This window comes from Kineothrix sp. IPX-CK (assembly GCF_039134705.1).
Taxonomy (GTDB): domain Bacteria; phylum Bacillota; class Clostridia; order Lachnospirales; family Lachnospiraceae; genus Kineothrix; species Kineothrix sedimenti.
Map to the genome: position 1 here is coordinate 356,966 of NZ_CP146256.1, position 16,956 is coordinate 373,921.

Below are 16,956 nucleotides of genomic sequence, written 5' to 3' on the forward strand. Positions count from 1 at the left end.
TATAAAAATGAAGGCAGAAAAATCAAAAAAAAGAAAAAAATCTGCGATTATGGCCGCAGTAGTTCTATTGATAGGAGTAGTCTGTTTCACCGGATTTACTATGACGGCAAGAAGCTCCTCAGAAAGCAGTCAGGTACAAATTACAGCAGGAAAAAATGAAGAGCTCATATATGCCCGCCTTACGTCGGTGATCGGAAACGACATAACTTGTACCTTAACCGGGAGCGGCGAAGAAAAAGCCTACGAGATTCCGGTAGGGACCGATGTGGTCACCCGTCTCGGTACGATAACGACTTTTTCGAAGCTGTCGGAGGGGAATAATGTAGCCATTTTATTGGAAAAGGATACTGATATAGTGAAGGCGGTATGGATAACGGAATAAGCTATAGTTGTAAGAAGGAGATGAAAATGCTGGAAAATAGCAAAAGCAATAGCATGATAGCTATGGCGAATATTAATAAAGGGTATATGCTGGGAGAAGAAAAGGTACCCGTTCTCCACGATATCTGCTTTCAGGTGGAAAAAGGAGAGTTTGTAGCTATTCTGGGGCCCTCGGGTTCCGGAAAAACTACCCTTATGAATATTATAGGCTGTATGGATGTGTTGGATGAAGGGGCTTATTTTCTGGATGGACAGCCGATTCATGAGATGCCTGAAAAGAGGCTGAACGATGTGAGGAACAAGGAAATCGGATTTATTTTTCAGAACTATCAGCTGATTTCTACCTATAATATCTTGCAAAACATTACGATGCCCCTCATCGTGCGTGGAATGACTACAAAAGAGGCGGAGGAAAAATGTATGGATACCATCCGTCTGCTGGGGCTGGATCACAGAATGAAGCATAAGCCTTCGGAGCTTTCCGGCGGACAGAAGCAGAGAGTATCCATAGCCAGGGCATTGGTGGGAGAGCCTGCTATTCTCTTGGCGGATGAACCTACCGGAGCATTGGACAGCAACAGCGGCAAGGATGTGCTTAAGCTGTTTAAGGATTTGAATGACATGGGGCATACCATAGTAATGATTACTCATGATTTGAATGTTGCGAAGGCAGCAGGAAGAATCGTACATATTGTGGATGGATGCCTGAAAGAATAAAAAAGTATTGACCTCGCCTTAAGAGCGGGGTCAAATTTATGTTATAGGTACATATTAACAATGTTTTAAAAGAGTTAAAAAAATGTCCTTAACTTCATAATCGAAATATAATCTATGAGTCAAATTGTTGGGAGTAATTGACAAATTTTTCCATTTTGTTATAATGTTAGTAAGCGTTTACTACGGTGGGTGACTAAATGATGGAATATAAACTGCACAGAAAAGAAAGTCTGATAATAACTGCGATTGATATTATTGATGAGCTGGGGATTCAAGGATTATCTACCAGAGAAATAGCCAGAAGAGAAGGCGTTTCCGAGGCAACTTTATTCCGCCATTACAGCAATAAGAAAGAACTGCTGAGAGCCATATTGGATTACTTTTGCAAATTTGACTATGATATTTTTCAATCGGCTGAATTAATGAAATTAAAACCGTGTGATTCAATACGGTTTTTTGTTAAACTGTCTGTGGAATATTATGAAAACTATCCTGCTATCACGTCTATTATGCAGGTGTTTGAAGCTGTTCGGTATGAATCTGATCTGGAGGGAAAAATAAAAGAAATTTTAAATAACCGTACCGGTTTTATCAAACAGCTGATAGAAAAAGCGAAAGAGGAGGGGGAATTAAGTAAGGACATTAATAGTGAGGATTTAGCGGATCTGATATCCGGCCTGTGCAGGGAGATATGTTTGAAGTGGAGAATAAATGACAGGAATTTTTCTTTAAAGGAAAGAACAATGGAGACGTTGGATATGGTGCTGAACAGTTTATACTCGGGAACTGGAGAAGCAGAAGTTTAGGAACATTGTAAGAAGCCGTAAGAAATAATTGGAGGTCATAGGATGAAAAAAGTACTTATTGTAGATGATGCGGCTTTTATGAGGCTGACGATCAAGGAGTTACTGGGAAAAATTGATTCCATAGAGTTTGCAGAGGCACAAAATGGAATTGAAGCAGTAAGCAAATACATGGAAATAAAACCGGATGTGGTAACAATGGATATTACTATGCCTGATATGACAGGATTAGAAGCACTTAAGCTGATTCGGAAGGTGGATCCGCAAGCAAAGGTAGTAATGGTATCTGCCATGGGGCAGGAAAATATGGTAAAGGAAGCGGTGCTATACGGGGCAAAAACTTTCATAATAAAGCCCTTCAAGGAGGAGCATGTACTCGGTACCATAAAAAAATTGCTCGAAATCTAAGAAACAGATGAGGGAGGTATAGGAATGTCGGATCAATTTACCAATGAACCCATGCTGGATATGTATATTTTTGAGACTTCACAGTTAATCGAACAGTTGGAGCAGTCTATTTTAAGCAGTGAGAAGGAAAGTTGCTTTACTCCTGCGGCTATCAATGAAATTTTTCGTATTATGCATACGATAAAAGGCTCTTCGGCCATTATGATGTTTCATAATATTTCCACGCTTGCGCATACTATGGAAGATATGTTTTATTTCTTACGGGAAGAAAAGCCACGGCAAGTGGACTGTTCTTCCCTTTCTGATTTTGTCTTGGACGGAGTCGATTTTATTAAGGTGGAAGTGGAGAAGATTAAAAATGGAGACGAGCCCGACGGGGATGCAGCTATTTTAACTGAGAATCTTAATCTTTTTCTAACAAATCTAAAAAAAGAGAATGGAATCGCCAATTCCGGTAAGAAAGAGAAAGATATTTCTAAAAAGTCTCAGCAGTATTACATTTCCCAGGAAAGGGTTCCGCCAACGGAATATAAATACAAATTTATGGCCCGGGTTTATTTTGAAGAGGGCTGCGAGATGGAGAATATCCGGGCGTATACTATCCTGCATAATTTAAAAGATTATACAGAGGAGTTTTATACGGTTCCTGAGGATGTCATCGACGCCGATGACAGTACGGAGCGCATACGACAGGAAGGCTTCTTTATATATTTTAAAACCGATCATACTTACGATCAGATGAATGAGTTCTTTCAGCAAACCATATTTTTAAAATCATTGGAATTAGTCCCGTTGGAGACGGAAGAAGAATATGAAGAACATAAAATCCAAAAGCAGGATACGCTCAGGGATAGTTTTGTAAGAACAGTTTCGGCCAATTATAGCGGTGAGGCCGGTAAGGAAACGAATAAAGTCAGTCATTCCTCAGCGGTACAAAATATTATCAGCGTCAGTGTTGCAAAATTAGATAAGCTCATGGATCTGGTAGGTGAAATGGTAATTGCCGAAGCTATGGTAATACAAAATCCTGATTTACGGGGACTGGTGCTGGATAATTTTCAGAAAGCAGCCGGACAGTTGAATAAGATTACCAGTGAATTGCAGGATACTGTAATGTCGATTCGTATGGTGCCTTTGGCTCCGACCTTCCAAAAAATGCACCGCATTGTAAGAGATATGTGCAAGCAGCTCAATAAGGAAGTAAATCTTAAAATTATAGGAGAAGAAACCGAGGTAGATAAGAATATTATCGAACATATCTCCGATCCCCTGATGCACCTGGTAAGAAACTCTTTGGATCATGGAATTGAAGCGGCGGAAGAAAGAAGGCAGGCGGGGAAGGAGAAATCAGGGACTATCATTTTGGAGGCGAAAAACTCAGGAAGTGATGTACTTATTATTGTGCAGGATGACGGAAAAGGACTGGATCGGGAAAAGATTCTCAAAAAGGCGAAAGAAAATAACCTGCTGTATAAAAAAGAAGAAGATATGACGGAGCAGGAAATCTTTAATATGATATTGGCTCCGGGATTTTCGACGAAAGAAAGTATTTCTGAATTTTCAGGCCGCGGAGTTGGCATGGATGTGGTAAACAAAAATATACAAACAATTGGCGGGACATTGTCTGTAAACAGTGTTTCGGGAGAAGGGATGACCATTACCCTGGCGATTCCTTTGACCTTAGCCATTATAGACGGTATGAATATCAAAGTGGGAAAATCTTGTTATACCATACCTACGATATCTATAAAAGAATCTTTAAGGCCGGATGAAAGAGATATCATTATCGATCCGGGAGGAAATGAGATGCTGATGATCAGAGGTCAGTGTTTTCCGATTTTAAGGCTTCACGAGAGCTACAGGGTGGAAACTGCCGTTACGGAATTAAAAGAAGGAATCATAATCGTAGTGGAACAGGATGGCCGGACAATATGTATCTTTGCAGATGAGCTGCTGGGCCAGCAGCAGGTAGTTGTTAAGAGCTTGCCGGTATATATACAAAAGAAACGAAGAATCAAGGGTCTTGCAGGATGCACTCTGCTGGGTGACGGAAGCATAAGCCTCATATTGGATGTTGCCGGATTGGTCAATTTTTAGGATTTGCAGCAGAAAGATTACCTTATAATTTTCAGAAATGAGGTGTTTATAGTAAATACATATCAAGCGGATGAAAATAATCTTGAATTGGCAGCGGCGACACTGACATGTATTGGTGACGGAGTTATATCCACAGATCTAAAAGGGCAGATTCTCTTTATGAACCAAATTGCGGAGAATATATTGGATGCGCAGTTTTCGGCAGTCAGGGGGAAACTGTTCGATGAAGTTGTGAAGTTCTATAAGGAAGGCTCAGGTGTAAGAGTTCCAAGCCCTATTTCTGCCGTAATTGAACATGATACGATCAAGGGATTGGAAAATAATACAGTAATCATAACGGGAGATAATACCCGGAAATTTGTTTCTGCCACTTGCTCTACCATTAAAAATTTTAAATCTGAAAATATTGGTGTTGTTATCATACTCAGGGACATTACCAGATTAAAAACGCTGGAGATAGAACATCTCAATGAAAAGAACAACTTGAAAACCATGTTCGATGTTGCGCCTGTAAGCATGATCATAATGGATCAAAATTCTCGTATTGCGCAGATTAATGATGCTTCGCTGGAGCTTATTGAAAAAACGAGAGAGGAAGCGATAGGAGAACGGTTCGGAGATGCGTTCGGGTGTAAGGAAAGCTTTCGAAGTCAGCAGGGATGCCAATATGGTAAAAAATGTACGAGATGTGTTTTTCGAAGGTCGGTAAATCAGGCTATTCGAAGAGGGGTCAAGACCAGTAAGCTGGAAATTAAGAAAGTATTGATAAAAGACGGAGAACCATTTGAGTATTGGTTTCAGGTCAGTGTAGTTCCTATTATAGTAAATAATGTAACAAATTGCATAGTTACTCTGATGGATATCACGGAAAGCAAAATGCGTGAAAAACTGATTACGGAATCCAGAGATTTCTGCAGCAATATCCTGCATCAGCTGCCTTCGCTTGCATGGATGACAGATAAAAATCTGGAATGTAATTATGTAAACAAGGTGTGGAATGATTTCACGGGAAAGACAATAGGGGAAGTATTGCAAGACGGATGGGATAAAATTATTCACCCGGATGATCTGGATAATTATTTAAGAAAGCGCATTGCGGCCATGCGTAAGAGAAAGAATTATCAGCAGGAAGTACGCATAAGGCGCTATGACGGTGAATACCGCTGGTGTGTGGCCGTGGATACTCCTTATTATGGCCTGGATGGAAGATTTTCAGGATATATAGGCTCCATTTATGATATTACGGAGAGAATCAAGGCAGAAGAAGATATGGAGCGATATCGGAAAATAATCAATAATGCCAGGGACATCATATTTCTATTGAATCCGGACGGCAGCATCATAGAGGCTAATAAGTCGGCTGTGAAAGCTTACGGATATACGCTGGAAGAACTGTGCAATATGAACATAATTAAAATTCGGGAAGACTGGAAATACAACCAGAAGCAGATGGATGAGACAGAGGCAGGAGAGGTCTTCTTTGAGGTAACTCATGTAAGGAAGGATGGAAGCTCTTTTCAGGCAGAAGTAAGTTCTCAGGGAATAAACATCGGGGGTAAAAAAATTCTTTTTAGCATCGTAAGAGATATTACCGAGAGAAAGAAGGCGGAGCTGGATATCCGGATCAATCAGGAAAAATATTATTCCCTGTTTATGAATATGAAGAGTGCCTATGCGTATTTCAGGCTGCAGCATAGTTCGAACTATGAAACGGTAGATGTGATTATCGTAGAAGTTAACCGGTCTTTTGAAGAGTTGTTTTCCGTAAGCAGAGATCATATTGTAGGAAAAAGCTTTCTTGAGGTTTTCCCGAATAGCAAAGGACTGCTGAGGGATATTGAAGAACAATATTTTATGGAAATAATGCAGGGAAAAAGTGTAAATATGGAAGAATATTTTTCCCATATTTACAATAAGTGGCTGTCTTTCTCGATTTATAGTCCCTATGAGGATGAGATAGTATCTATTATTTCAGATATTACTGAAATGAAACAATCGGAACTGCGACTGATATCTACCAAAGAAGCAGCGGAAGCAGCCAATCGGGCCAAGAGTGAATTTCTTGCAAATATGAGTCATGAAATCAGGACACCGATCAACGGTATGGTAGGAATGGTAGAACTTACTTTGCTGACCGAGCTGAAGCATGAACAAAGGGAAAACCTTGAGATGGCAAAAACCTGTGCCAATTCTCTGCTCAAAATCATTAACGACATTCTTGACTTTTCAAAGATGGAGGCAGGAAAGCTATCCATAGAAAACATAACTTTTGATCTAAAAGAATTAATAGAAGAATTGGTAAAGACTTATTCCCTTCGGGTAGAAGAAAAAGGCCTTGAATTAAGCTATGGATTCAGTGCATCTATTCCAAGATATTTGATCGGGGACTCTAACAGGCTAAAGCAGATACTGCACAATCTGCTTGGCAATGCGGTAAAGTTCACGAATGAAGGAAGCATATCCCTGGTGACTAAACTGTTGCATAAGACGGAATCACAGGTAGATCTTAATTTTTCTGTTACAGATACGGGCATTGGTCTGACACAGGAGGATATCAGGCACTTGTTTCAGAGCTTCAATCAAGTGGAACGGTCATTCACTAAAAAATATGGAGGAACCGGACTGGGGCTTGCCATATCCAAAACACTTGCGGAATTAATGGGCGGCAGTATTGGGGTAGAAAGTGAAAAAGAAAAAGGAAGCACCTTCTATGTCAATCTCCCTTTTCAAATCGGAAAAGCCATAGAAGAGAGGCCGATGCAGCCGACCAGCCTATCCGGTAAAAAGAACAATTTAAAAATTCTGTTGGCAGAGGATGATCTGATAAACCAGAAGGTAATTCTAAAAATGCTGGAGAAGAGAGAGTATTCCGTTGACTTGGCACGAGATGGGTTAGAGGCGCTGAAACTGTTCGCGGAGAATAAATATGACCTGATTCTTATGGATATTCAGATGCCTGAGATGAATGGACTGGAGGCTGTACAGAAAATAAGAGAAATGGAGGGAACAAGTTTTTACACTCCGATAGTAGCATTGAGCGCTTATGCTCTAAAGGGAGACAAAGAAAAATTCTTAGCATTGGGAATGGACGGATATGTATCCAAGCCTATCGATATGAATCAATTGTTTTCTACCATTGAACAGACTACGAGAAGAAAGGAGGAGACAGGTTTGCTGCCGGACAGTGTTTTTCTTACCGACAGCGGAGAGATAAGGTTTTCGAGCAAAAATACGGACAGGCTAAGTGGAAAAGCCAAGGGCTTATTACATGAAATTGCAAAGAACACCATGAGGCTGGAACATGCAGTGGAGAAGGGGAATCTGGAACTGATTGAAGAAATTGCCCATACGGTAAAAAAACAGTCTATAGATATGGAATGTGCAAAGATCAAGGATAGGGCTTTTAAAATAGAACTTGCCGCCAGACGTGGAAATATGGGCGATGCTGCAGAAAACATTAAAAAAATAGAAGAGGAAGTTCGGATACTGCAAAATGAATCTATAGCTTCCGAGGAGGAGTAAATATGAGAATATTGATAGCAGAAGATGATTTGGTCAGCAGAAGATTTCTGTTTAAGTTTCTTAGCCGTTACGGGGAATGTGATCTGGTTGTAGATGGATTGGAAGCATTGGATGCCTGTCTGATGGCAATTAAAGAGGATAAGTTATATGATTTGATCTGTCTGGATATCATGATGCCAAAAGTAGACGGGGTAAAGGTATTAAAATCTATCAGGGATCTGGAGAACCAGAAGGGAATTCCTCTGGAGAAAAGGTCAAAAGTAATTATGATCACGGCACTTGGAGAAACGCAGTTGGTTCAGAATGCTTTTGAAATAGGGTGCGATGCTTACGCTGCAAAACCTATTGATACGGCCAAATTGGTTAAGGTACTGGAAGACTTCGGAATGATTCGGGAAAGAGAATAGGAACGTTCTGACTGTAGAGTGAAAAGGAGAGAGGGAACATGCTGGAGAAAAAGATGGACGAAACGGAGTTGCTGGAGCGGGAAGAAGACACGCAAAAAGACAGGTTTTTAACTTTCCAGATCGGTAACGAGGTATATGGTATCGAAATAAAATGTGTGACCGAGATTATAGGCATACAGCCCATTACAGAGGTTCCGGAGCTGCCGGATTACATCAGGGGAATTATTAATCTTAGGGGTAAGATCATACCGGTCATGGACGTCAGGCTGAGGTTTAAAAAAGAGGGGGTGGAGTATAATGACAGAACCTGCGTAATAGTAGTGGATATTGGAGGGGTATCTATCGGTTTGATTGTCGATAATGTTTCGGAGGTATTAACGATACCGGAAGAAGAAATTGTTGCGCCTCCGGATGTAAAAAGCGGAGGAAACAGGTATATAAAGGGAATCGGTAAAGTAGAAAATCAGGTGAAGCTGCTGCTGGATTGCGACAGGTTACTGAATGAACAGGAAATAGATACTTTGGATAATACGTAGGAGGATGCGGTGATGAGATGGTTTTACAATATGAAAATAGGTGCCAAATTAATATTCGGTTTTGTATTAGTGGCTATAATTGCCGGAGTGGTCGGAGTTGTCGGAATTTATAATTTGGATGCACTGGATAAACAATATAATTCCTTATATAAGGAATATGGTATTCCGCTTGGAGATATTGCAGATGTTTCCGTTTCCTATCAGCAGGTCAGGGTTAACTTAAGAGATTTAGTGATTGAAGGAAACGGAGCGAACAGCGATACATATGTAAAAAGTATAAAGGAAAATGAAGAAAAAATGTATGCCGCCATGGAGGCATTTGAAACTTCTTTGCAGACGGAGGAAGGAAAAGCGGCTTTTGCCGACCTGAAGGCTTCTTTGGAAGAGTTCGCACCTATTCAGGAACAGATTGTAAATTATTCCGTTTCAGGAAATCAGAAGGAAGCGATCGTCCTGCTTCGTGCAGATGAAAGCGCGAGGGTTGTCAGTGAAATTATGAGCTCCATCAATGTACTGTTTCAGCTAAAGGATGACAACGGACAAAGGCTGTCGGAAGAATATTCCGAAAAAGCACAAAGTACGATAACGACGGTGATAATTATTGTAATTATTGCAATCATCGCGGCGGTAGTATTGGGATTTTTTATTTCCCGTATAATCAGCAAACCCATTGTAAAGATGGTCGGAATTGCGGAAAAAGTTTCGGCGGGAGATCTGGATGTAGAAATCGACTATAACGCCAGAGATGAGATCGGCGTATTGGCGGAAGCTTTTTCAAGAATGACCGATAATCTTAATGAAGTCATGTCCAGCATCAATAATGCTGCCGAGCAGGTATCGGCAGGCTCCACTCAGTTATCCGACTCCAGTATGGCTCTCTCTCAAGGTGCAACGGAACAGGCCAGCTCTATAGAGGAATTATCTGCTTCCATAGAAGAGATCGCCGCTCAGACAAAAGTAAATGCGGAGCATGCAAAAGAAGCCAACCACATTACTGAATCGGCCAAAATGAGTGCTATGGAAGGCAACAGCCAGATGAAGGAAATGCTGGAAGCGATGGAAGATATCAATGAGGCTTCTATTAATATTTCCAAGATTATTAAAGTGATTGACGATATTGCCTTTCAGACAAATATCCTGGCACTGAATGCGGCCGTAGAGGCGGCAAGGGCAGGTGCACATGGCAAAGGCTTCGCGGTAGTCGCCGAGGAAGTCAGGAATCTCGCGGCGCGTTCTGCAAATGCAGCGAAAGAAACTACGGCAATGATTGAGGGCTCCGTGAAGAAGGCGGAGGGCGGCACAAAGATTGCCAACGAAACGGCAGAGGCTTTGAATAAAATAGTAGAAGGTATTGGAAGTGTTGCGGAGTTTATCGGTAATATTGCGGTAGCATCCAATGAGCAGGCTTCCGGCATTGCCCAGATCAATCAGGGAATTCTGCAGGTTTCAACGGTGGTACAGACCAACTCCGCAACTGCGCAGGAAAGTGCGGCTGCCAGTGAGGAATTGGCAAGTCAGGCTATTTTACTGGAAGAGCAGGTTGCCAAGTTCAAATTAAAGAAAATTAAGAAATATTATACACATACGGAATACCAAGACATGCAGTCTGACTATGGGAAAGAAAGTATTCCTTCGGAAACAGGAAATGAAAAAAGAAAAAACCCAAAAAAAATAATACTTAGCGATAAGGAGTTCGGTAAATATTAATTTTACGGCTGCATGACAGAGGGAGTTTTTACAGTTTGGATCAGAGGTCAATATGGTTGAGATTACAGAGAAAGAGTTTAAGCAGCTTACGGAATATGTAAAAAAGAATTACGGTATTAATCTAAAAACCGAGAAAAAAGTTTTGGTAATGGGGCGGCTGCAGGGTGTACTTTTAGACGCAGGCTGTAACAGCTTTACGGAATATTTCAAATACGTACTCGCAGACAGGACGGGACAGGCTGTCATAACTCTGATTGATAAAATTTCTACCAATCATACTTTTTTTATGAGGGAGTCAGGACATTTTGATTTTCTGAGGGATCATGTGCTCCCCGGCTTGAAAGAGTCCGTTCATGAAAAAGATTTGAGGATTTGGTGTGCGGCCGCCTCCACAGGAGAAGAGGCATATACTCTTGCCATGCTATTGGATGAATATCTGGGACCGGAAAAATCATGGTGGGATAAAAAGATATTGGCCACCGACATATCCCAGAGCGCCCTGGAAACGGCGGTAAGAGGAATTTACAGCGATGAGAGGATAACCCCGCTGCCCGTGCATTGGAAACAAAATTATTTTCGCAGATATGATGAGGGAAACTGGATAGTAGAGGGGCGGATAAGGAATGAGATCATATTTCGTAAATTCAATCTGATGGAATCGTTCTTTCCCTTTAAGAAGAAATTTCATGTCATATTTTGCCGGAACGTTATGATCTATTTTGATAATGAGACAAGGGATTTGTTAGTGGATAAGTTTTATAGTCATTTGGAATCCGGAGGCTATTTATTTATTGGCCACTCGGAAACGATAAACAGGGAAAGATCCGGATTCCAATATATTATGCCTGCCGTTTACAGAAAAAACTGACTGGGATTTTATCTTGGGGGATATTATGAGTATAGAGCCTGGGTGTATGAAAAATGAAGAAAAAGATTAGAGTATTGGTCGTAGATGATAGTATTGTATTCCGTGAAGCCATAATAAGAGGAATTGAAACTGATGTAAACATTGAGGTCGTGGCAAGGGCTTCGGATCCTTTTGAAGCCAGAGACAAGATATTGGAATGGGAACCGGATGTCATGACTTGCGATATAGAGATGCCAAGGATGAACGGTATAGAGTTTGTCCGCAGGCTTCTTCCGCAGTATTCTATCCCGGTCATCATAGTCAGCGGTTTGAGCGAGGCCGTATTCGATGCCATGGATGCAGGCGCTGTGGACTTTGTCGCAAAGCCTGTTGATAAAGCTTCCTCCAATATGCAGGTTTTCATACGGGAGCTTATTGCCAAGATAAAAATTGCGGCAGTTTCCAAGGTGGCTTTTCATAATGCGGTAATTGCCAAACAGACGTTATATGGAAATCATTTTCCCGAAAACAGGATCATCGCAATGGGTGCCTCTACGGGAGGGACCGAAGCTTTGTACAGTATACTTATGCAGCTGCCGGCGGACATCCCGGGTATCGTAATTGTACAGCATATTCCGCCTGTATTTTCCAGAATGTTTTCAGAGCGTTTGAATAACCAAACCTCATTAACGGTAAAAGAGGCAGAGGACGGAGATTATGTGGAAAAGGGCAAAGTCTTGATTGCTCCCGGGGACCGGCATATGCGGATTAACAAATTAGGAGACAGATATAAGGTCGAGGTATCCGAAGGAGAAAAAGTAAGCGGACATTGCCCTTCGGTGGATATGTTATTCGATTCCGCAGCTAAGAAGGCGGGGAACGAAGCCATCGGCATTATTTTAACAGGAATGGGATATGACGGAGCAAAAGGACTCTTGGCTATGAAAAGAAAAGGTGCAAGGACCATTGGGCAGGACGAAAAGTCGTGTGTCGTGTATGGTATGCCTAAAGCAGCTTATGATATCGGGGCAGTAGAAACGCAAGTGCCCTTATCAGGTATCCCGAGGGCATTGATGAGCATGCTGAAATGATGAAACAACAGCCGTATGGCCCTTGGGCCGTGCGGCTGTATCTCTTAAAAGCTGTTATAACTTACCGTGAAACATATCTTTATCAAATTCCGGATTAAAGTAATAATAATTTTTGCTGTCCAGCTGATCCTTTGTTTTTTCCAAAGCTTCCCCAAATCTCTGGAAATGAACAATTTCTCTGGTTCTTAAGAACTTTAACGGCTCTCTGATTTCTGGTTCCGGAATCATACGAAGCAAGTTATCATATACTGTTCTTGCCTTTTGTTCTGCTGCAAGGTCTTCTGTTAAATCGGTGATGGCATCTCCTTTGGACTGAAACTCTATTGCGGTAAACGGTAACCCGGCTGCTGCCTGCGGCCAGAGAGCAGTGGTATGGTCAATATAATATGCGTCGAAGCCTTCTGTCTTAGCCTGCTCGATCGTAAGATTCTTTGTTAGCTGATATACCATCGCACATATGATTTCCATATGCGCCAATTCTTCCGTACCGATATCCGTTAACAGACCTCCCACTTCTTTAACAGGCATACTGTAACGTTGTGACAAATAACGCATGGACGCTGACAATTCTCCGTCCGGACCGCCATACTGGCTGATAATAAGCTTTGCGGTTTTGGGACATGTCTTTGTGATTTTTACCGGGTACTGGAGTCGTTTTTCATAAATCCACATTTATACGCACGCTCCTTCCCATGGCATCGGGCCATCCTGTAAACAAAAGTTTGTTTCACCATTTCCGCATTGAGGAACGCATAGTTTGGTCAAAGGATAAAATTCCTGTGCAAACTGTTTTCTAAGTTCTGCACACTCCTGTGCTTTTTCATGGTAAAGCTTAAGTGCTTCAGCGTCTTTTTCATGAGTGTCTAAATATAGTGTCAGATCATCCAGAAAAAAACTTACCTGATTAATTTTTGTCATCAATTGTTCCCTTTCTTTTTGCTCTTTTGAAACTCCCAGGCTTTTCAAACCGCTCGCAATAGGATTCGTCGTTCCCATTACAGCTTCACTCGCAAAAAAAGGCATATTTAAATCTTGGAATATGGTACCGACATTAAGCGCTTCTTCCTGCGAATATAATTCGCCCCACGGCTGTATCGGTACATTTGCAATTGCCAAATGATTTTCAGACATAAAAATCTCCTTTCTTGTCAATACTGTTTTGTAATCAAATGTAACTTTTCAAAAATTACATTATTAGTATTTCCCAAAACGGAGTTTTTACATTGGGAATGACTTGTATTTTATTTGTACATACCAGGCATAGTTTTTCATTTGGAGGTGATTTATGCTTTTAATAAAGAACGGTATTGTGTATACGATCACTGGTGACTTCATAAATCCAGGGAATGTATTGATTGAAGGTGATAAAATAATAGAGGTAGGTAAAGAAATTAAAACAAATTTAAAAGAGGATACTCTCGTCATTGATGCCGGTGGCCTGTGGGTCATGCCGGGCATAATTGATGCTCATTGCCATATTGGAATAACGGAAGAGAAGGAGGGGATAGAAGGAGATGACAGCAACGAAGTAACCGAACCCGTAACTCCTTATTTAAGAGCCATAGATGCTGTTAATCCTCTTGATCCGGCTTTTCATAATGCTTTACAGGCAGGTATAACTTCTGTGATGGTCGGACCGGGAAGTTCAAATGTTGTAGGAGGCCAATTTGCTTTTTTGAAAACACATGGAAGAGTAATTGATAAAATGGTTGTTCTGGCACCTGCTGCAATGAAAGTGGCCTTTGGCGAAAACCCGAAGGCTGCCTATAAAGAAATGAATATGAGTCCAACTACCCGAATGTCTATAGCTGCAATGTTAAGACAGGAATTATTCAGGGCAGTACAGTATAAGAAAGAGAAGGAAAAAGCGTTAAATAGTGATGAAGACTTTGAAGAAAATTTTAAATTAGAATCATGGATTCCCGTTCTGAATAAACAGATACCATTAAAAGCACATGTTCATCGAACCGATGATATCTTAACAGCGATTCGGATAGCCAAAGAGTTTGATCTTAATATGACATTAGATCATTGTACAGAAGGACATATTATTGCAGATGAAATAAAACAAAGTGGTTTTTATGCAATAGTCGGTCCTGATTTGTCTTCCAGAAATAAGCTTGAAGTACAAAATGCTGATTTTAAGACATCCGGAGTTTTGACAAAAGCAGGAGTAAAGGTGGCGATCATATCGGATCACCCTGTTACGCTTATTCAATATTTACCGTTATATGCCGGCTTAGCGGCGAAAAAAGGATTAGGAATTGCAGAAGGACTTAAAGCGATTACAATAAATCCGGCAATTATTTGCGGAGTAGCGGACAGAGTAGGCAGTTTAGAGGCAGGAAAAGATGCGGATATTGCTATCTTCACAGGTAATCCGATGGAAATTTCAACAGAAACCGTTTATACAATAGTAAACGGAGAAATAGTATTTCAAAGAAACAGCAAGTAAATGGTTAGGATTGACGCAGTAAACATTATGTGAGAAAATTTTATATATACGCAGGATTATGGTACAAAAGCGGAAGGGAAAGCGGCGAGAGGGAGTATGTATAAAGTTTTAATTGTAGAAGATGATAATACCATAGCAGAGGAAGTAGGAAGGCATTTAATTAAATGGGGCTATGAAGTGGAGGCAGTTACCGATTTCGGTGACGTACTGGGGCATTTCGGCAGATTTCTGCCGCAGCTGGTACTGATGGACATCGGCCTGCCTTTTTATAATGGATATTACTGGTGCGGAGAAATAAGGAAGGTCTCCCAGGTACCGGTTGTCTTTGTATCTTCGGCATCCGACAACATGAATATCGTTATGGCGGTAAACATGGGCGGGGATGATTTTATTACGAAGCCTTTTGAGCTGGAAGTGCTCGCTGCGAAGGTGCAGGCAATTTTGCGCAGAACCTATTCTTTTTCCGCTCAGACGTCGCTTATGGAATATAAAGGCCTCTTACTGAATCTTTCCGATATGACTTTGGTATGCCGTAATGAGAAGATAGAGCTTTCCAAAAACGAATATAAGATATTGCAGACTTTATTTGAGAATACCGGGAAAACGGTAACCAGAGAAATCATCATGAAAAGGCTTTGGGACGACGAGTGCTTTGTGGACGACAATACGCTGACTGTCAATATAAACCGCCTGCGCAAGAAGCTGGAGGGAATTGGTATGGAAGAGCTGATTGTTACGAAAAAGGGAATTGGCTATAAGCTAGGGGAATTATGAGAGAGAAAAATGAAAGAAGCATACTCGGGAGTTACTTGAAAGAACGCAGTATTTTACTGGCGGCATATGCCATGATCGTACTTGTTTTTCTTGCACTGGCAGCTCTTTATGGTTATGACAATAGTGTCATTCATATGTTGTATGCGGTGGTATTAACTGCTTTTATTGCAGCCCTTGCCGGGATAATAGATTATATCCACTACAGGGATAAGTGTCTGAAGCTGTACGATGCACTTACAAAGAGAGAGGAAAGTGCTTATCATCTGCCTGAGGCGAAGATCCTTCCGGAGGTACTTTACGCCGAAATAGTGGTGGCAGCGGGGGAAGATAAGAGACGGCTTGTTTCTGAATTAGATGAAAAAAACCGGGATATGGCGGATTATTATACGATGTGGATACATCAGATAAAAACCCCTATTTCAGCCTTACGCCTTGTTCTGCAGGGGATGCCGGATAATGAAGCCGTACAGAACACTGAATCCGTAAAGAACACGGCTGCCGGAAGCGATACGGTTGTAAAGCAAGCCTTTGAAGAGCTGTTTAAAATAGAGCGGTATGCGGAGATGGCTCTATACTATGCCCGATTGGACGATATGTCCTCGGATATGCTTTTTCAGGAATATGATGTAAACAGGATTATTAAGCGGGCTGTAAAAAAATATTCTCTTCTTTTTATCGGCAGCGGGCTTTCCTTTGACCTGGAGGATTTCGAATGCAGGACGGTAACCGATGAGAAGTGGCTTTCTTTTGCTATAGAGCAGATATTATCAAACGCTCTTAAGTATACTGTAGAAGGGGGCATCCGCATTTACGGGGCGGACGAGGGCGGAAGCCGGCGCAGCAAAAGAGTAAGCCATATTGTGATCGAGGATACGGGAATGGGTATATGTGAAAGCGACCTGCCCCGCATTTTTGAAAGGGGGTTTACCGGATACAATGGTAGAATGAACAGAAAGTCTACCGGCATCGGCCTATATCTGTGCAAACAGATTATGGACAAGCTGTCTCACGAAATCGAGGTCAGATCTGCGGTCAATGAGGGAACAAAGGTAATACTGAGCTTCGGGCGGGATAGAGATACCATCAATTGATGGTACCATCAAACGATGGTAATGTGACAAAAGTGTAAGTTTGGCGGCGGAAATGTAAGGCGAAGCGATGGCAGTACATTTCCTCTTTTTTTATAATAGAGGAAAGATTTATGAAAGAGA

The 16,956-nt window shown here is 41.4% G+C and carries 16 protein-coding genes; 14 read left to right on the forward strand and 2 right to left on the reverse strand.

All coding sequences use genetic code 11. The features are described 5' to 3' along the window. Window positions 1-7: 7 nt before the first annotated feature. The 11 genes from V6984_RS01670 (at window position 8) to V6984_RS01720 (ending at window position 12,516) form a co-directional block, all read left to right on the forward strand. The gene (locus V6984_RS01670) at window positions 8-382 is read left to right on the forward strand and encodes a hypothetical protein (RefSeq protein ID WP_342758089.1); all 375 of its coding nucleotides are present in this window, start codon (window positions 8-10) and stop codon (window positions 380-382) included. A gap of 53 nt (window positions 383-435) precedes the next feature. Next, window positions 436-1,098, forward strand: a complete 663-nt coding sequence (locus V6984_RS01675) for an ABC transporter ATP-binding protein (RefSeq protein WP_342759919.1) — start codon at window positions 436-438, stop codon at window positions 1,096-1,098. A 197-nt stretch (window positions 1,099-1,295) separates the two neighbouring features. Then, window positions 1,296-1,904 (forward strand): TetR/AcrR family transcriptional regulator, encoded by a 609-nt coding sequence (locus V6984_RS01680; protein WP_342758090.1) that lies wholly within the window; start codon window positions 1,296-1,298, stop codon window positions 1,902-1,904. A 42-nt stretch (window positions 1,905-1,946) separates the two neighbouring features. Further along, entirely contained in the window at window positions 1,947-2,309 is a 363-nt protein-coding gene (locus tag V6984_RS01685; protein WP_342758091.1) for a response regulator, read from the forward strand. Between the two features lie 24 nt (window positions 2,310-2,333). Continuing rightward, a complete protein-coding gene (locus V6984_RS01690; RefSeq protein WP_342758092.1) occupies window positions 2,334-4,406 on the forward strand; it encodes a chemotaxis protein CheA in 2,073 nt (690 codons plus the stop codon). Between the two features lie 42 nt (window positions 4,407-4,448). After that, a complete protein-coding gene (locus V6984_RS01695; protein WP_342758093.1) occupies window positions 4,449-7,928 on the forward strand; it encodes a PAS domain S-box protein in 3,480 nt (1,159 codons plus the stop codon). A 2-nt stretch (window positions 7,929-7,930) separates the two neighbouring features. Further along, window positions 7,931-8,335 carry a response regulator gene (locus V6984_RS01700; RefSeq protein ID WP_342758094.1) on the forward strand — a complete coding sequence of 135 codons (405 nt, stop codon included), beginning with the start codon at window positions 7,931-7,933 and terminating at the stop codon, window positions 8,333-8,335. A 38-nt stretch (window positions 8,336-8,373) separates the two neighbouring features. After that, the gene (locus V6984_RS01705) at window positions 8,374-8,871 is read left to right on the forward strand and encodes a chemotaxis protein CheW (RefSeq protein ID WP_342758095.1); all 498 of its coding nucleotides are present in this window, start codon (window positions 8,374-8,376) and stop codon (window positions 8,869-8,871) included. Window positions 8,872-8,883: 12 nt separating this feature from the next. After that, window positions 8,884-10,578, forward strand: coding sequence for a methyl-accepting chemotaxis protein (locus V6984_RS01710; RefSeq protein ID WP_342759920.1), 1,695 nt, complete (start codon window positions 8,884-8,886; stop codon window positions 10,576-10,578). A gap of 52 nt (window positions 10,579-10,630) precedes the next feature. Further along, entirely contained in the window at window positions 10,631-11,446 is an 816-nt protein-coding gene (locus tag V6984_RS01715) for a protein-glutamate O-methyltransferase CheR (RefSeq protein ID WP_342758096.1), read from the forward strand. Between the two features lie 53 nt (window positions 11,447-11,499). Further along, on the forward strand, window positions 11,500-12,516 hold the full coding sequence (locus V6984_RS01720) for a chemotaxis response regulator protein-glutamate methylesterase (RefSeq protein ID WP_342758097.1): 1,017 nt from the start codon (window positions 11,500-11,502) through the stop codon (window positions 12,514-12,516). Window positions 12,517-12,570: 54 nt separating this feature from the next. Here the strand turns inward: V6984_RS01720 and V6984_RS01725 are convergent, their stop codons facing one another. Further along, window positions 12,571-13,188 carry a manganese catalase family protein gene (locus V6984_RS01725; protein WP_342758098.1) on the reverse strand — a complete coding sequence of 206 codons (618 nt, stop codon included), beginning with the start codon at window positions 13,186-13,188 and terminating at the stop codon, window positions 12,571-12,573. Further along, the gene (locus tag V6984_RS01730; RefSeq protein ID WP_342758099.1) at window positions 13,189-13,647 is read right to left on the reverse strand and encodes a spore coat protein CotJB; all 459 of its coding nucleotides are present in this window, start codon (window positions 13,645-13,647) and stop codon (window positions 13,189-13,191) included. It lies immediately after the preceding gene. A gap of 154 nt (window positions 13,648-13,801) precedes the next feature. Between V6984_RS01730 and V6984_RS01735 the strand changes: the two genes are divergently transcribed. From V6984_RS01735 to V6984_RS01745, 3 genes are all read left to right on the forward strand, one after another. After that, entirely contained in the window at window positions 13,802-14,971 is a 1,170-nt protein-coding gene (locus tag V6984_RS01735) for an amidohydrolase (RefSeq protein WP_342758100.1), read from the forward strand. Between the two features lie 96 nt (window positions 14,972-15,067). Next, a complete protein-coding gene (locus V6984_RS01740) occupies window positions 15,068-15,745 on the forward strand; it encodes a response regulator transcription factor (protein ID WP_342758101.1) in 678 nt (225 codons plus the stop codon). Beyond that, window positions 15,742-16,836, forward strand: coding sequence for a sensor histidine kinase (locus V6984_RS01745; RefSeq protein ID WP_342758102.1), 1,095 nt, complete (start codon window positions 15,742-15,744; stop codon window positions 16,834-16,836). Before V6984_RS01740 ends, V6984_RS01745 begins: the two co-directional genes overlap by 4 nt. Window positions 16,837-16,956 lie beyond the last annotated feature (120 nt).

Excerpts from the sequence above, each read along its gene's own strand:
- V6984_RS01670 (WP_342758089.1), top strand. The coding sequence starts at position 8 with ATGAAGGCAGAAAAATCAAAAAAAAGAAAAAAATCTGCGATTATGGCC.
- V6984_RS01675 (WP_342759919.1), top strand. The coding sequence starts at position 436 with ATGATAGCTATGGCGAATATTAATAAAGGGTATATGCTGGGAGAAGAA.
- V6984_RS01680 (WP_342758090.1), top strand. The coding sequence starts at position 1,296 with ATGATGGAATATAAACTGCACAGAAAAGAAAGTCTGATAATAACTGCG.
- V6984_RS01685 (WP_342758091.1), top strand. The coding sequence starts at position 1,947 with ATGAAAAAAGTACTTATTGTAGATGATGCGGCTTTTATGAGGCTGACG.
- V6984_RS01690 (WP_342758092.1), top strand. The coding sequence starts at position 2,334 with ATGTCGGATCAATTTACCAATGAACCCATGCTGGATATGTATATTTTT.
- V6984_RS01700 (WP_342758094.1), top strand. The coding sequence starts at position 7,931 with ATGAGAATATTGATAGCAGAAGATGATTTGGTCAGCAGAAGATTTCTG.
- V6984_RS01705 (WP_342758095.1), top strand. The coding sequence starts at position 8,374 with ATGCTGGAGAAAAAGATGGACGAAACGGAGTTGCTGGAGCGGGAAGAA.
- V6984_RS01710 (WP_342759920.1), top strand. The coding sequence starts at position 8,884 with ATGAGATGGTTTTACAATATGAAAATAGGTGCCAAATTAATATTCGGT.
- V6984_RS01715 (WP_342758096.1), top strand. The coding sequence starts at position 10,631 with ATGGTTGAGATTACAGAGAAAGAGTTTAAGCAGCTTACGGAATATGTA.
- V6984_RS01720 (WP_342758097.1), top strand. The coding sequence starts at position 11,500 with ATGAAGAAAAAGATTAGAGTATTGGTCGTAGATGATAGTATTGTATTC.
- V6984_RS01725 (WP_342758098.1), bottom strand. The coding sequence starts at position 13,188 with ATGTGGATTTATGAAAAACGACTCCAGTACCCGGTAAAAATCACAAAG.
- V6984_RS01730 (WP_342758099.1), bottom strand. The coding sequence starts at position 13,647 with ATGTCTGAAAATCATTTGGCAATTGCAAATGTACCGATACAGCCGTGG.
- V6984_RS01735 (WP_342758100.1), top strand. The coding sequence starts at position 13,802 with ATGCTTTTAATAAAGAACGGTATTGTGTATACGATCACTGGTGACTTC.
- V6984_RS01740 (WP_342758101.1), top strand. The coding sequence starts at position 15,068 with ATGTATAAAGTTTTAATTGTAGAAGATGATAATACCATAGCAGAGGAA.
- V6984_RS01745 (WP_342758102.1), top strand. The coding sequence starts at position 15,742 with ATGAGAGAGAAAAATGAAAGAAGCATACTCGGGAGTTACTTGAAAGAA.